Source organism: Methylobacterium brachythecii (assembly GCF_014196345.1).
In the GTDB taxonomy this organism is placed as follows: Bacteria; Pseudomonadota; Alphaproteobacteria; order Rhizobiales; family Beijerinckiaceae; genus Methylobacterium; species Methylobacterium brachythecii.
The window spans coordinates 387,248-402,426 of the sequence record NZ_JACIDN010000004.1; the positions used below are offsets into that span (position 1 = coordinate 387,248).

Here is a 15,179-nt window from a genome sequence, read left to right on the forward strand (position 1 = left end):
GCTCTCCCTCTTGGATGGCGTGACGGCGTCCGCGACGCCTTCGATATGCCCATCCTGACGCAGGGTCCGGCCCGATACATCCCGGCGCTTGCTCGGCAATTTTTCGGTGCTTCTGCCGCCTCTCATCGCTCGGCCTTCGCCAGGAGGCGCGCCGCCTCCATCTCCGCATCACTCGCCCAGAGATGCATCGCCGCATAGGCCCGGTAAGGCCGCCAGGCTTCCGCCCGCGCCAGCATTTGCTTCGGCGTCGGCCGGCCGGAACCGGTATCGAGGGCACGCATCAGGCCGATATCGGCGCTGGGAAAGGCGTCCGGCTCCTTCAGCGCCCGCATCGCGATGTAATGCGCCGTCCAGTCGCCGATGCCGCGCAGGGCCTTGAGGCGCAGGGCGGCCGTCTCTAACCCCTGCCCGACGGAAAACAGGTCCGGCTCGGCGATCACGGACGCCGCCACCGCGCGGATCGCGGCGCCCCGTGCTCGCGGCATGTTCAGCACGAGCGAGATGTCCGCCTCGACGAGGTGCTCCGGCGCCGGGAAGACATGGCTGAGCCCCGTCCCATCCAGTCCCGCTAGCGGCGTGCCGAAGGCGGCGACGAGCTTTCCGGCAAGACGCGTCGCGGCGGCCACCGAGACCTGCTGGCCCAGGATGCCGCGCACCGCGAGCTCGAAGCCGCTCCAGGCGCCCGGCACCCGCAAGCCCGGCCGCACGGCGACGAGAGGACCGATCACCGGCTCGCCGTCGAACCGCGCGCCGACGGTCAGCGGATCGATGTCGAGATCGAATAGATGGCGCAGCCGTGCGGCGATCGCCGGTATCGATCCGGCATTGGAAAACCGGATCTCGGCCGCCAGCGACTCGCCTTCCGAGGAGGGTCGTATATCGACCGTACCGTGCCAGCCCTCGACCGAGACCGTCCTGGCGTAGAGACCGGTTTCCGCCCGCTCGACGCCTGGAATCGCACGGGCGGCCAGGAAGCCGTGGAGGGCCTCCCAGTCGTAGGGCGCCCGATAGGGCAGCGTAACGGCGGTGACGATGCGATCCTGGCTCATCGGCGCGACTCTCGCGTCGAGCCGGCGCCCTCCGCAAGCCCGTGCCGGATCGAAGGGTCGGAGGAGGCTTTCAGCGAAAGGCGGTTTCGACCCGTTCGCGCCTGTCCTAAGCGGCGCTCTCCATCAGAGCCTCGACGTGTACGGCGGTCGATCGGCCGAGCGCCGCGAGGTTGTAGCCGCCTTCCAGCATCGAGACGACGCGGCCGCCGCAATGCCGGTGTGCGGCCTCGTTGATCACGTGCGTCGCCCAGGCGAAATCCGCCTCGTTGAGACGCAACTGCCCGAGCGGATCGTCCTCATGGGCATCGAACCCGGCGGATATCACGATGAGGTCCGGCCGAAAGGCATCGAGCGCCGGCAGGATCGCCTGCCCGAAGGCCTCGCGGAAGATCTCGCCGTCGTCGCCCGCGCGCAACGGCGCATTGTGGATGTTGCCGACGCCGCGCTCCGAGACGGCGCCGGTGCCCGGGAACCACGGCATCTGGTGGGTCGACCCGAAGAACAGGCTGTCGTCGTCCCAGAAGACTCGTTGAGTGCCGTTGCCGTGATGGACGTCGAAATCCAGCACCGCGACACGCTCCAGGCCGTGCCGCTTCTTCGCGTAGAGAGCCGCGATGGCCGCGCTCGAGAACAGGCAGAAGCCCATCGCGCGGCTCGGCTCGGCGTGGTGGCCGCAGGGCCGGACCTGGCAGAACACGTTGCGCACGCCCGAATCCGGATCGAGTACGGCGTCGACGCCGCGCAGGCCGGCTCCCACGGCGCGCGAGGCAGCCTCGTAGGTGCCCGGCGACATCACCGTGTCGGGATCGAGATGGGCCGGCAGTGCCGCGCGATTGGCGGCAACGCTCTTGATGCGCGCAAGATAGTCCGCCGGGTGCGCGAGCAGGATCTGCTCGTCGAGGTCGTCGCGCAGCGGGGCCTCTTCCCGGCGCAGGCCCGCAAAGGCGGGATCGGCGAGCGCGCGATCGATCGCCTCCATCCGCGCGGGCCGTTCGGGATGGCCCTGGCCGGTATCATGCGCCACGAAAGCGGGATGGGTGAGGAGCAGCGTCTGCATGAAGACCGTCGCCTTTGCCTGTGCCCCTCCCCTACAATGGCGCCGGGTATCTGGTCGATAATATTTTACTAGCCGGACGCCGCGCGAACCGCCCCAGCATGCGTTGACACCGCCGAGCCGGATTCCCTATATCGCCACTCTCCGGCCGACGACCGTGTCTCGACATGGTTGCCGGCTGCGATGCGTGGCGGGGTAGCTCAGTTGGTTAGAGCAGAGGAATCATAATCCTTGTGTCGGGAGTTCAAATCTCTCCCTCGCTACCATTCATCTCGATAGATCAGGCCGAATACTGGAAGCAACGATCGAGCCGATAGGCTCCTGGATCGCGCTCGGGCCGCAAAATCCATAGCATCGACCGGAGCCGAGACCGAACCGTGCCGAGCGCACGATGGTCGGGCATCCCGAACTCTGACAGAGGGTCGATGCCATGCCTCTAGGCCGATCACTGTCGCGAACTTGCGGACAGCGAACCTAGCTGGCGCGCCGGCAATTCGCATGATGGCAGACGGCAAAGCGCGCGACATGGAGAACGCGCCAGTTCGCAGCCGAGTCGGCGCGGCGCAATGCCATTTCGCATAAGGCCTTTAGGGTAGCCGATACCCCTTCGTATCGGCTCGACCTCAGCCGGCGATGGCATACGATCGCTGTGCTCGGCGTCGCTCCTCGATGTGCAGCGCGAGCGAGGATACTCAAGTATTCGATGAGCGTCTCGTATCGCGGCCGTTCGAGTCTTCCATCCTATTCTAACAACATCGTCGTTTAGGATATGGTTGATCCATGCAGATAGAGAATTCACGACATCGAATTTTTTCATCCTGCGACGAGCCCGATCAGGACATCACCGTACAAGCGTGCGATTTTTTTCTTGCGAAAGAGGCCTATGAAGAAACGCTGCGTCGCGTTGACGGGCTTCTCAAACAAATGCCCCGCGTGCCTCAATTGCTGAGCCGTAATCATATCCTGATCGAGATTATTTATAGAATCCAGAATGGCGTGAGTTGCAAAGATTGCCTCGTGGCTTACGGCTCGAAACTGATCGTCACAGGTTCTGAAAACAACGGGCAGAACCTGTTAGGGTTAGACGGGAAGCGCTGTCATGTGGGCGCTTCTGAGGAGCAGTGACACGGGTTGAGCCGCCTGAGAGACCAGTTCGCGGTCGCCGAACGGCTCCGCGGCGCCGCCATTGAACATGTCCAATTTGAGCTGCGCTCTGACCTCGACGGTCTTCAAAAGCTCGCGCGCCGGTTCGTCGTCGATCTTTCGAAGGGCTTGGGCGAGTTCGGAATACGCCTCGCCCAGAATCACGAAAGCAAGCTGTGCAGCAGTGCTCGTGGGTTGGTTGCCAACATCGAACATCGGACAATCCTCATTCATTTCAATATTGAACAGTCTACAACGTGTCCTCTGTATTGTGTCGAATCTGAGATGCGCGCTGACGGCGCAAAATCCACGGGGATCTTCCTGTGGATACTGAGTTTAAGTTCGCAGCGGGGCCAAGTCGCAAACTGGCGACTCAAAAAGCCGCGGCATCGGCCGATGATGCGTCCTGGCGTGCATGAACCGGAGCGGGTCGCCGCCCTGCAGTTCCGGAGCAGACGGTTGTGGCGAATGCAGGCTGCCATCAGGTTGCCGGGTGCTGCTGGAGCGGCCGTGTCGCTTTGGGCCGGATTATCGCGCACGGATAAGACCCAATGGACGTGCTTGGCCGCCATCGGCGATTGACGCTCACCTGAGCTGCTTCGATACAGATCGAATTCGGGTTCAGAGCCGGTGACGAGCTGGAATCACAGCCATACTTCAGCCGGAACCAGCTCAAACACCTATCAGTGCGTAACCTGCACCATCCTGCGAATACGATCGAGTGCCGTTCGATGGATCGCGTAGATGTTTTCGGTCTTGTCGTGCATCGGAACCAGCTTGTTGGATTGCGAGTCGAAATCCATCAAGCAATAGTCATGGCTCTCCAAATAGGACTCGATTTTCAACGTGTCTTCGGAGCGCTCTATGATGACGGCTTTGGGCGGATCGTTTTGAAACAGCCCGTCAGCGCCTTGCAGAACCAGATAGTCGGCACCTTCGACATCGATTTTCAGAAGCGCGATTTCTCCCGCATCACAAATCTCGTCGACTCTGATGAGCTGCAGCTCTATTGTTTTTTCACCTTTGACCGAGAGTGAATTTCGAGCGCTGTTTTTATTGATGTTAAACATCGAAATTCCGGACACATTCGATACACATCTGTTGTGAACGGTGATGTTTGAAATATTGTTGCGTTGAATGTTTCCATTCAAAAAGCGGTACGTATCGGGATCGGCCTCGATGGATTCGACCATCCCGCCGGGTCCGACGAGTTGCGCTCCCATGATGCTATGCGTGCCGATATTTGCTCCGATGTCGATAAATCGATCGCCGGGTTTTAAAAATAACTGCATGAAAATGAACATTTCATCGGCTTTGCTTCCGAAGTACGACACCAAACGCGCGATGCCATCGGATGTCCGTGCGTGTATCGTAATATCGTCGAGCTGCAACGTTACGCTGTCTTTCATGTATTTCTGATATTGCCACGCCAACACCCTCGAGCATGTCAAAAGCGGTTGAGCGCGAAATCCGGGATGACGCAGAAGCCATATGATCTGATCGAGATGGCGCATATCAATTACGACCCATACAGAGACCTTGTTCTAGAAATATCTTGTACGCTCAGTGCGTCGGATCTCGTCGGATTTTCGTGCTAGTTATCGAAATTCCTCGTGCGGCGATTTGGTGGTATCGGTGCGCCGCGTTCGCGAACCGTCAGGACGCGCAGAGCTCCAGCTCCGGTCGCTCGATGAGCTCAGACCGTCGCAAGTCCTCGATCATCCCCGCCGTGACCTTGCTGCCGACGTGGTTGTGGTAGAGCCAGATGCCGTCCAGGCGTCGCTTGTAGCTCGGCTCGCCTCCGACTTCGCTTCCGATGCGCATTCCGGACCCGAGGCCGAACGAGAATAGGCCGCGGATCAGCCGTCCGTCCTGCCTCATCGGGCGTCCGCAGTCGTCGGTGGTGAGGCCGTGCTGGTCTTCCGCCAGTTGCAGGATCTCTCCTGTCTGATCGCGGATAATCGGGAGAAGTGGCCGATAGCCGAAACACGTCACGATCGCCGCCACGTCGGGAATTTCTCCGGCGAGGCTTGTCTCGCTGCAGCCGACGGCGACATGCCTGGTCTCGATCTCGACAGGGTATGCGTCGAGCCGGTGCGTTCCGAATACCGCCCGCGCCACCTCGGCCGTTCGAAAGCGCAAGCCGCCGAGCCTGTTCACTCGGCCGCTCAGCGGACAGACGTCCTCTTGAGCATCGACGACATCGCCGAACGCTGCCGCTTCCATCAGGTCGCGATAGTAGAATCGCGGGGGCGTCCGATGAGCGATGATGATGCGTGAGAGGCCAAGCCGGTCGGCGACCTGGGCCAACCGCTCCACGACCGAGAAGGCGCTGTGCGAACTGCCGGCGACAACGATCGTGCGCTTCTCTCCAACGAGCGGCCCAAATCGCGAGATCAGTCCCGCATCGGATAGCTGCAAGACCGAGTCGGAGAGCATGATCGGCATGGTGTCGGGTAGATCGCAGCGGAACAGCGATCTCAGGGCGCCGACGGTTTCGGGCTCCTGCCTCCCACCGAGATTGAGAACGACAGAAGCGACGCGTGCCGTCATCGAATCGCCGGATGGCCCCCTCACCTCGACAGTGAAGGTGCCGTCCTCACGCACGCTCACTGTCTCGACGCGATGTTCGCGCTGAAGCGAGATGCGATGGTGCTGCGCGAGGTCGGAGACGAGCATTTCGGCGGCATCCGAAAGGCAATCCGACACGAGATCGAGATCCGGAGCCTGCCCGCTCAGCGACTCGAGCTGAGCGATGGTAGGGGATCGCTGCCTGAGCCGCGCCATCCCCTCCGGGAGGAGTTTGTCGCAGACGCATTCCAAGATGACGTCAGCCAGCGTGTTCGATGGAATTCTGTACTCGGAAAGCGTGCCGCACCCGAGCGATCGGCTGCGCTCGACGATCATGATGCCTTGATCCGCAACGTCGGCAATCTCTCCCGTTTTGGCCAAGCTGAACAGCAGACCCGAATTGGCAGGGCCGAATCCGCAGAATGCCAAGCTGAAGTCCAGTCTCTGCATCGAAGATCACCATTTCTGGAGATGACCTGGCTCGAACATGCATCGAGCCATGGCAAACATTCAATCGACAGACGCTAATGCACTGACTGAGGCATTCGGCGCACAGCCGCTCAGTCGTACCGCGCATACGCGTTCACGCAACTCTCAACTCTTGCTACGAATTCGACGCAAAAAACTCAGTAATGTTGCGGAACACTGCGTACGCTCATCACGGTACGGAATTATTAAATCATTAATCCGTCAATGGAGAAGGGAAGCAGTATATTTTTGTGAGCAAATTGGACGTAATCAGAATTTGCGCGATTGTTTCTGTGGTCGACTGTGCCGCATTCGTGGGTGCCGTCAAACGGGAACGGTCCGTTCGACGGCGGTCCTATTCCATGAAAGGCCTCGGGCGAGCGCGGAAACACGTCCGTATCCTATCGGGATTAGTACGAGAGTAGCGATTTCGTGGCGCACCACTCTCCCGATGCATGTATTGCTATCTCGCTAGATGCAAGCAAGTCTCGGCTTTGTCAATAATTCCAGTCAGTAAATGGAATTGACTTCCGTCACAGCGTCATCACCCCTCGATCGAATATTTGGAAACTTCAAGGGGCCGGTGACAGCCAACATTTCGCCTCGTCGATATCTCGAATCCGGAGTGCCATTATGAGAAAGCGCGTTCTAGTCACGGGAGGCGCCGGATTCGTCGGTTCGCATTTGTGCGAGCGGCTCCTGAAGGAGAAGAACGATGTTCTGTGCGTCGACAACTTCTTCACGGGGTCCCGTAACAACGTCGCGGACTTGCTCTCGAACCCATCGTTCGAGTTGCTTCGCCACGACGTGACGTTCCCGCTCTACGTCGAGGTGGACGAGATCTATAATCTCGCCTGCCCCGCATCGCCGATCCATTACCAGCGCGACCCCGTCCAGACCACGAAGACTAGCGTCATGGGCGCGATCAACATGCTCGGCCTCGCGAAACGGCTGAGAGCGCGCGTTCTCCAGACGTCCACCAGCGAAGTCTATGGCGATCCGGACGTGCACCCGCAGCCTGAGGATTACCGCGGCCGGGTCAGCATCACAGGCCCTCGGGCTTGCTACGACGAAGGCAAGCGCTGCGCGGAGACCCTGTTCTTCGATTACCAGCGGCAGCATCGGTTGCAGATCCGCGTCGCTCGGATCTTCAATACCTACGGGCCTAACATGCATCCGCAGGATGGACGCGTGGTGTCGAACTTCATCATCCAGGCGCTGACCGGACAACCGATCACCCTATTCGGCGACGGCCTCCAGACGCGCTCCTTCTGTTACGTCGACGACCTGGTCGAAGGGCTCGTGCGACTGATGGCGATGGAGTGCGAGACCGCCAAGCCGATCAATCTCGGCAATCCGACCGAGATCACCGTCACGGAGCTTGCGCAACGCATCATCGAGTTGTGCAATTCGCGCTCGGTGCTGGAGTATCGCGCGCTTCCCCAGGACGACCCGATGCAGCGGCGCCCCGATATCACGCAGGCCCGCGAGCACCTGCACTGGAAGCCCAAGATCGATCTGGACGACGGGTTGCGGCGGACCATCGCCTACTTCGATGCCTTGTTGTCGCGAAGCCAGCCGGCCGTGCACCAGCTTCAGAAGGCCGGCTAGTGAGCGCGCCGGCTTTCCTCCCCCGGGTCGACATCCTCGGCGTCGGCGTCAGCGCGATCGACATGAAGGATGCGGTCGCAACCATCGACCGCTGGATCCGTCAGCGTCAGAAGCATTTCGTCTGCATCACCGGCGTCCACGGCGTCATGGAATGCCGGCGCGACAGCGACCTGCGCGGCATCCACCGCGCCGCCGGAATGGTGACCCCCGACGGCATGCCTCTGGTCTGGATGGCGCGCCGTCTCGGCTTCGACCGTGTCACGCGGGTCTACGGGCCCGACTTGATGAGGGAGGTCAGCCGGCTGTCTCCCGAGCGCGGGTATCGTCACTTCTACTTCGGTGGCGGCCCCGGGCTGGCCGAGGCCCTCCAGGCTCGCCTGCGCCAAACCTGTCCCGGCATCGACGTCGTCGGAACGCTGAGTCCGCCCTTCCGTCCCGTGACCGACGAGGAGGACGACGCCATCGTCGAGGCGATCAACGCGGCCAAACCCGACATCGTCTGGGTGGGCCTCAGCACACCAAAACAGGAGCGCTGGATGAGCGCCCACCGCGAACGTATCGATGCTCCCGTGATGATCGGTGTCGGCGCGGCATTCGACTTCCTCGCCGGCACCAAGCGGCAGGCGCCTCTCTGGATGCAGCGAAACGGCCTGGAATGGGCGTTCCGACTCATTACGGAGCCACGGCGCCTGGGTCGTCGCTACGCGACGATCGTCCCGCATTTTCTCGTCCTGGCCGGCGCGCAGCTGGCATTCGCTCGCAGCAAAGCGGCGCGCACTTAGACCTCTTCCCATCGAGAACTTGCGCCTATCGAGTTCCGACGGGACGTCGAGAACGCAGTGGTGACGCAGCGCCGTCGACCGGCGCTGCCCAGCCCAAGGCGGGCAGTCACCTTGGCTGCCCGTGCGCGGCGCCATCGGTCCTTTAGCGATCGATCACCCGGCCTCGAGCTGCGCCGGATCGACATCGCTTCCTCCTGAATACTGGTCCGGCAACGCAAGGCTGCGCAACGGCACTGCGTATTTTCTGCTGAGCCCTGTCGAGAACAGGCTTGCGCCGAGTGCGTCCGCAGATTGATGCGCCGACACAGCAAGTATGGACTGCAATATTCGGAGTAACGAGCAATTTCGGACGACCCCCATCGGCGAGGAGGGCGTAATACGCGTTAGCAATAGTAATTTCTCGGCCCCCAAAACACAGTCTGATCGATTTTTAGATACGGGGAGAAATGCAATGGCTGTTCAGCGGGTTCTTGTGACCGGTGCCGGTGGTTTCATAGGGCACCATCTGGTGAAGTTTTTGAAAGACAAAGGTTACTGGGTTCGCGGCGTCGATATCAAGGAGCCCGAATACGAGGCTTCGGCTGCAGATGAGTTCTACGTTCTCGATCTTCGCGTGCCGGAATCCTGCGACGTTGCAGTGACCGGCATGCAGGACATCTACCACCTGGCCGCCGACATGGGTGGTATCGGATACATCACCTCGTCTCATGCGGGCATCACCCTCAACAACACCAAGATCAATGTTCACATGATCGATGCGGCGCGGAAATTCGGCGTCGAACGGTTTCTGTTCTCGTCGTCTGCCTGCATCTACCCCCAATATCTACAAAAGGAAGCCGATGTGACTCCGCTGAAGGAGGACGACGCCTTCCCGGCAGACCCCGAGGAAGGATACGGCCTCGAGAAGCTCTACATGGAGAAGCTTTGCCAATACTTCACCGAGGACTACGGGTTCGAGACGCGGGTGGTCCGCTTCCACAATGTCTACGGCTCGCTCGGGACCTACGACGGCGGCAGGGAAAAAGCGCCGGCCGCGATCTGCCGCAAGGTCGCCTTGAGCCAGGACGGCGGCGAGATCGAGATCTGGGGCGACGGCCTGCAGACGCGCTCCTTCATGCATGTCGATGACTGCGTTGAGGGCATCTACCGGATCATGCAGTCCGGCTATCACCTGCCGCTGAATCTCGGAACGGACGAGCTGATCTCCGTCGACGGCCTCGTGGATCTCGTCAGCGACATCGCCGGCAAGCGCTTGGTCAAGCGCCACGATACGTCGCGTCCTCAGGGCGTGCGCGGCCGTAACAGCAACAACAGCCGGCTCCGGGAAGTCCTGGGTTGGGAGCCGCGGATCACGCTCGCGGAAGGTCTCGTGCCGACCTACCACTGGATCGCGAAGGAACTCGAAGCCCCGGCCAAGGCCCCGATGGCCGCCGCGGCCGTCGCCGCGGAGTAGCCGCACCCCGCCCTCCCGGCTCGGCATCGGCGGTTCCTCTCGCGCAGCCGATGCCGAGCCGACCAAGTCCGATCGCCGCCGTAGCGTCTGCGCGCCGCGGCGGCCTGCCCGACAGGCCTCGATCTTAAATGCCTTGCGCTGGAAGACCTCGCTCTCGTTCGGAGATGCCGTGAGATGAGCACGACTGTTGCTGGGCCTGAGGTCGACGCATCGGCCGTGCACGCCCTCATCCAACCGGAACGGAAAGCTTTCGACACGGCGGTCACGGCAGGGTTCGTCCGGCGGGGCAAGGTCATTGTTGTTCTCTTGGCGACGGACGCCGCTGCGGCCACGATCGCGGTGGTCGCCGGATCGACCTTGACCGGAGGAGGACCGTTCGGCGGCCTGGACGTCGTCGCGCTCCCGATCCTCGCATGCCTGAGCTTTGCTGCCGCCGGCCTCTATGGCGGCTACGGTCCGAGCCCCGCCGAGCGCCTGCGGCTCCGAACCTACTGCGTGCTGGCCGTGACGGCGGCCAGTCTCGTTTTCGCAGCCGGTCTCGGCGCCACTGCGGGGACGGTTGCCGGAATCGCATTGATCGGGCTCCTCCTCCTGGTCCTCGGATTCTACGCGGAGGTCGCGGCCAGAGGCTTCCTGATCCGCAGGGGGCTCTGGGGCGCCAAGACGGCGATCGTCGGCATGGATGCCTGCAGCCTCGCCCTCGCGGACGCCCTTCTGGCTCAGCCGGAACTCGGCCTGAACCCGGCCGGCTTCGTCATCGGCTCCGAAGAGACTTTCGACAGTCGAGCCCAGGCCAAGCTGCCGATTCTCGGCTCGATCGAAGACGCGGCTCGTCACGGCGACATCGAGGTCGCGATCGTCTGTTCCTGCGTCGACCTCGTGCTGAACGATCTCGCACGACCTGGCCCGCTGCCGTTTCCCCGGGTCGTCGTCGCCCAGCAGGCGCCGGATCTCCAAAGCCTCTGGACGCAGACGCGAACCCTCGGCAGCGTGCTCGGTCTCGAATTGCGGCGCGACCTGTATCGTCGGCACAATCTGCGCATCAAGCGGTGCGTCGACACGCTCCTGACCTGGCCCGCTTTCCTGCTGGCGGCGCCGCTGATCGCGGGGCTCGCGATCGCGATCAAGTTCGTCGATCCCGGACCGGCCTTCTACGTGCAGCAACGGGTCGGCCGGAACGGCAAGCCGATCCAGGTCCTGAAGCTCAGGAGCATGTTCATCGACGCGGAGCGGCGGCTGCAGGACCATCTCGCCGCCGACGCGCAAGCGCGCAGCGAGTGGCAGCGCTTCTTCAAGCTCTCGCGCGATCCGCGGATCCTGCCGAGTATCGGTAACTTCATCCGCCGCACCAGCCTCGACGAGCTGCCACAACTCTGGAACGTCGTCCGCGGCGAGTTGAGTCTCGTCGGGCCTCGCCCCTTCCCATCCTATCATACGGCCAGTTTCGATACCGGATTCCAGGCGTTGCGGCAGACCGTTCCGCCAGGGCTGACGGGTCTCTGGCAGGTTTCCTCGCGCAGCGACGGCGACCTGGCCGTCCAGAAGAGCCAGGACAGCTTCTACATTCGCAATTGGTCGATCTGGCTCGATTTCTACATCCTGCTCGCAACCGTCCCGGCCGTCATCAGCGGCTCGGGTGCGCGATAAGGCGTCGAGAGTGCTGCCTCCTCCGTCATCGTGGCGCGGGGTTGGAGCGGGCCCGGCATCGGCAGCGCGATGTCTCTGGGGTTCGTCCCGACTCGCACGTCGAAGAACTCTTCCGGCCGAGGTGAACCGAATGAAGATCCTGATGAGCGCGTTCTCGTGCGGTCCCGGTCAGGGCTCCGAAGCGGGCATCGGCTGGAACTGGGCGCTCGAGACGGCGCGTCTCGGCCACGAGGTCACGGTGATCACCAGCACGGAATTCAGTCCGCTCATCGAGGCCGAGGTGGCCTCGGGTCGTCTGCCGCCGAACCTGACCTTCCAGATCTTCATGCCGGGCTGGCTCACGAAGCTTCGCGACCGCGGCCTGCGTGGCCGCTTCAAGTCGATGACCTGGTTCTTCACGAATCTGGCGTGGCAACTGGTGCTGCCGTCCCATGTCAGGAAGCTCTACCCGGATCTCGATTTCGATCTGGTGCATCACGTGACATTCGGGACGATCCGGCATCCGACCTGCCTCGGCGGGCTGGGATTGCCGCTGGTCCTCGGACCGCTCGGCGGCGGTGAATCCGGTCCTGCCCATCTCAGGCGCGGTCTCGCCCCCTTCGACCGGCTGGCGGAGGGGATGCGGTTGCTCCACACGTGGACGACGCGTTTCGATCCGATCTCCCGGAGCGCTTTCGCGGATGCCTCCGTCATCATCGTCCGCACGGACGAGACCAAGGCCGTCCTGCCGACGCGCCTCTGGTCGAAGGTCGTCTGCAACCTGGGAATCGGCGTCGAGCCGCAAGGCCGCGCCGGGACAGTGCCGCGCCGTGACGGTGATCCGCTTCGCGTGATCTTCGCGGGACGGCTCCTCGCGTGGAAAGGCCTGCATCTCGGCCTGGAGGCCGTGTCCGGCGCGCGGCGGGCGGGTGCCGACATCCGCCTGACCGTGGTCGGAGACGGCCCGCAGAGGCGGCGGCTTCAAGAACAGGCCGACCGGTTGGATTTGGGCTCGACGGTCGAGTGGCGCAGCGAGATTCCCCGCAGCGAATTGCTTGCGATCTACGAGAAGCAGCATGCCGTGCTGATCCCGAGCCTGCACGATTCGGGAGGGATGGCCGTGTTGGAAGGGCTCTCCCGAGGGCTCCCCGTGATCTGTCTGGCGCTCGGGGGACCGGGGGTCATGATCGACGACGCCTGCGGCCGCGCCGTGTCCGCGAATGGCTCGCAGGCGGAGGTCGTCGAGCGGCTCCGGCGCGCCCTCCTCGAACTCGCGGATTCGGAAAATCTGCGGTTGGGCTTGAGCAGAGGCGCCCTCGCCCGCGCCGGCGAGTTGTCCTGGTCGAGGCTTGTGAAGCTCGGATACGACGACATCGCCGCCCGGCTCGGATTGAGCAAGCCGGTCGCCCCGCGAGCCGAGCCCGCGCGCCAAGTCGCTTGAGTGGGTGAACGCGGTTCTCGCGAGAAATAGCGGTTTTGCCGGCTGCCCTGGCTACTGGACCTCCGCCCCGAGTTTCACAGCACCGTTCCGTTCCTGGCCCAACCGACGAAATGCGTCGAAAGTCACGGGATCGCGCCCCCAGACGAAGCTCGGTGGCGTATTGGCCGGCGCGAGATAGGTATTGCCGTCGAAGCTGTTGTTGCCGGCTTCGATGATCGAGCCGTTGGGCGAGAGCCGGTCCGTATCCGTGACGCCGCCGGCGTCGCCGTCTCCGCTGAACACGATCCGGTTGCCGTGAACGCGGTTGCCCGTCGTCCGATACAGGCCACCGCCCAGCTTCTCGCGGCCCTGGTCGATCAGCATGATCGCGTGGCCACCGGGCCTGACCGCAATCTCGTTGTCGGTGACCTCGACACCCTGCGAGGCGGCGATCTGAATGTCGGCATCCCAATACCACGGGGTGCCGCTCGTCCCATTGAAACGGACCTTGTTCCGGCGGACGACCCCGCTGAAGGAGATCTCGTAGAAGATGCCGGCCCCCTGATTGGATTCCACCAGATTGTCTTCGATGACCGCATCGCGGCAGTTGATGTCGCACCAGATCCCGGGGCCGTCGTTCCGATAGACGTGGTTGCCTTTCACCGTGACCCACTGGGCCTCCGTGATCTTGACGCCGCCAGCCTCCCAGCCCGGCTCGAAACCCGCGGTGTTGTTCTCGAAGATCCGATTGTTCTCGAAACGGATCTGATGACCGTGCGCCGCTGCGCCGAGCTGACCATTCCCGTGAATGACGTTGTCGCGCACGATCCCGTTTGTCCCGACCGACACACCGAGCCCCGCATTGAAGCGGATTTCCGAACGTTCGACGCGCCATCCGGTCGCCCGATCTCCCCGAATGGCTCCGATCTGCGCGGGCGAGTCGTACTTCTCGACGATGAGGCCGCTGATCCGCACATCGGGAGACTGACTCTGGAACGCGGTCGCGACGACGCTCGCCTCGACCTGCCGCCCGGTTGGGTCGTCCGCCATCAGCAGACGCCCGAGAGCAGGCTCCAGAAGGAAACGACCGGGGCCGAGCTCGGCTTTGGTGAGCACGCGGCGAAGCGGCTTGTCGCCGAGAAACAGCCAAGGCAACGGCGAGCAGACCGCGCCCTTCCGGCATTCGCCGGAATGCGGCCGCAGGGGCAGCATCACGGGGGTCGCCCAGAACGGCCCCACGCGCTCGAAGGGGCCGAGAATCCGCGCGCCGTTGAGGATACTTCCCGGCTCCCCGACGAACGTTTGTCCCGGCAGCGGCGCGACCTGCTGCATTCGATGCAATCCCGCGCCGATGCACACCGTGCCGCCGGGACCGGCGCGAAGGGCCGCCTGTTGGATCGACTCCCCGACCGGCACGCGGATGGCCTTCGTAGGGCACGACAGCTCTTTGGGAGCGCCGTCTTGGGAGAGTGCCCGATGCGGAGTGGCAGCGACCAGGATCGGTACCAGGCAGGACGCGGCGAGGACACCGCGTCGCCTGGAAAAATTGGCAGGACTGCCGAGGGCGAAGCAGGGTCGCGCCGTCTCCGACGTTCCTCGCGGCGGAGAGCCCGGGCGGCTGGGCCCGTGGTCTCGGGAGCCCCCGTCGGCCGGACGAGGCCCGTTGCGGCTGCTGGTCCGAAGTCCTGGCGGTCGATCAGACGCGCAGCGAAAAACCAGCCATGGAGCGCTCGGCAGAGCTTCGATCCGCAGCGTCATGTGTGATCGCGCTGTTTGCGGGCGTTTCGCATCATGTCCGACGGTGTGGCGTCTCGTGCTCCGCGCATCCGAGGCCTTCAGCCGCGGGCATTCTGCGCGTCAGTCGCGGCATGCTCAACGCCACCTATCGGAGTAATACCAATTCGAACGATCGATGATTTATGATTTTGTTGCAGATATATTTCAGTAGATTGGCAGAATGTCATATTACCAAACACTATTTTACATATATATAATGTAAACT

General features: G+C 62.7%; 13 protein-coding genes and 1 tRNA gene. 9 read left to right on the forward strand and 5 right to left on the reverse strand.

Features of this window, described 5'->3' with window-relative positions; genetic code table 11:
• Window positions 1-122: 122 nt before the first annotated feature.
• Both GGR33_RS13095 and GGR33_RS13100 read right to left on the reverse strand, forming a co-directional pair.
• A complete protein-coding gene (locus GGR33_RS13095) occupies window positions 123-1,049 on the reverse strand; it encodes a DNA-3-methyladenine glycosylase family protein (RefSeq protein WP_183505792.1) in 927 nt (308 codons plus the stop codon).
• 106 nt (window positions 1,050-1,155) lie between these two features.
• Window positions 1,156-2,106 carry a histone deacetylase family protein gene (locus GGR33_RS13100; protein ID WP_183505794.1) on the reverse strand — a complete coding sequence of 317 codons (951 nt, stop codon included), beginning with the start codon at window positions 2,104-2,106 and terminating at the stop codon, window positions 1,156-1,158.
• Between the two features lie 186 nt (window positions 2,107-2,292).
• Between GGR33_RS13100 and GGR33_RS13105 the strand changes: the two genes are divergently transcribed.
• From GGR33_RS13105 to GGR33_RS13115, 3 genes are all read left to right on the forward strand, one after another.
• Window positions 2,293-2,369 (forward strand) — tRNA-Met (locus tag GGR33_RS13105).
• 514 nt (window positions 2,370-2,883) lie between these two features.
• Window positions 2,884-3,228: a hypothetical protein gene (locus tag GGR33_RS13110; RefSeq protein WP_183505797.1), complete on the forward strand. Its 345-nt coding sequence runs from the start codon at window positions 2,884-2,886 to the stop codon at window positions 3,226-3,228.
• A gap of 6 nt (window positions 3,229-3,234) precedes the next feature.
• Window positions 3,235-3,828, forward strand: a complete 594-nt coding sequence (locus tag GGR33_RS13115; RefSeq protein WP_183505799.1) for a hypothetical protein — start codon at window positions 3,235-3,237, stop codon at window positions 3,826-3,828.
• 101 nt (window positions 3,829-3,929) lie between these two features.
• Here the strand turns inward: GGR33_RS13115 and GGR33_RS13120 are convergent, their stop codons facing one another.
• Both GGR33_RS13120 and GGR33_RS13125 read right to left on the reverse strand, forming a co-directional pair.
• Window positions 3,930-4,760, reverse strand: coding sequence for an FkbM family methyltransferase (locus GGR33_RS13120; RefSeq protein WP_183505801.1), 831 nt, complete (start codon window positions 4,758-4,760; stop codon window positions 3,930-3,932).
• A gap of 142 nt (window positions 4,761-4,902) precedes the next feature.
• Window positions 4,903-5,853: a hypothetical protein gene (locus GGR33_RS13125; RefSeq protein ID WP_183505803.1), complete on the reverse strand. Its 951-nt coding sequence runs from the start codon at window positions 5,851-5,853 to the stop codon at window positions 4,903-4,905.
• A gap of 18 nt (window positions 5,854-5,871) precedes the next feature.
• Here GGR33_RS13125 and GGR33_RS13130 point away from each other — a divergent pair, with 18 nt between their 5' ends.
• The 6 genes from GGR33_RS13130 to GGR33_RS13155 all read left to right on the forward strand — a co-directional run bounded on the left by GGR33_RS13130 (window position 5,872) and on the right by GGR33_RS13155 (window position 13,198).
• Window positions 5,872-6,345: a hypothetical protein gene (locus tag GGR33_RS13130; RefSeq protein WP_183505805.1), complete on the forward strand. Its 474-nt coding sequence runs from the start codon at window positions 5,872-5,874 to the stop codon at window positions 6,343-6,345.
• Between the two features lie 573 nt (window positions 6,346-6,918).
• Window positions 6,919-7,896 carry a UDP-glucuronic acid decarboxylase family protein gene (locus tag GGR33_RS13135; protein ID WP_183505807.1) on the forward strand — a complete coding sequence of 326 codons (978 nt, stop codon included), beginning with the start codon at window positions 6,919-6,921 and terminating at the stop codon, window positions 7,894-7,896.
• Window positions 7,896-8,678 carry a WecB/TagA/CpsF family glycosyltransferase gene (locus tag GGR33_RS13140; protein ID WP_183505809.1) on the forward strand — a complete coding sequence of 261 codons (783 nt, stop codon included), beginning with the start codon at window positions 7,896-7,898 and terminating at the stop codon, window positions 8,676-8,678. The genes GGR33_RS13135 and GGR33_RS13140 overlap by 1 nt, the downstream gene beginning before the upstream one ends.
• Before the next feature lie 451 nt (window positions 8,679-9,129).
• Window positions 9,130-10,131 (forward strand): NAD-dependent epimerase/dehydratase family protein, encoded by a 1,002-nt coding sequence (locus GGR33_RS13145; RefSeq protein WP_183506063.1) that lies wholly within the window; start codon window positions 9,130-9,132, stop codon window positions 10,129-10,131.
• Window positions 10,132-10,305: 174 nt separating this feature from the next.
• Complete coding sequence (locus GGR33_RS13150) at window positions 10,306-11,778, forward strand: exopolysaccharide biosynthesis polyprenyl glycosylphosphotransferase (RefSeq protein WP_183505817.1); 1,473 nt, start codon at window positions 10,306-10,308, stop codon at window positions 11,776-11,778.
• A 130-nt stretch (window positions 11,779-11,908) separates the two neighbouring features.
• Complete coding sequence (locus GGR33_RS13155) at window positions 11,909-13,198, forward strand: glycosyltransferase family 4 protein (protein ID WP_183505819.1); 1,290 nt, start codon at window positions 11,909-11,911, stop codon at window positions 13,196-13,198.
• Between the two features lie 51 nt (window positions 13,199-13,249).
• On the opposite strand, the gene GGR33_RS13160 is transcribed toward GGR33_RS13155, so the two are convergent.
• Window positions 13,250-14,509 (reverse strand): right-handed parallel beta-helix repeat-containing protein, encoded by a 1,260-nt coding sequence (locus GGR33_RS13160; protein ID WP_183505821.1) that lies wholly within the window; start codon window positions 14,507-14,509, stop codon window positions 13,250-13,252.
• Between the last annotated feature and the right edge of the window lie 670 nt (window positions 14,510-15,179).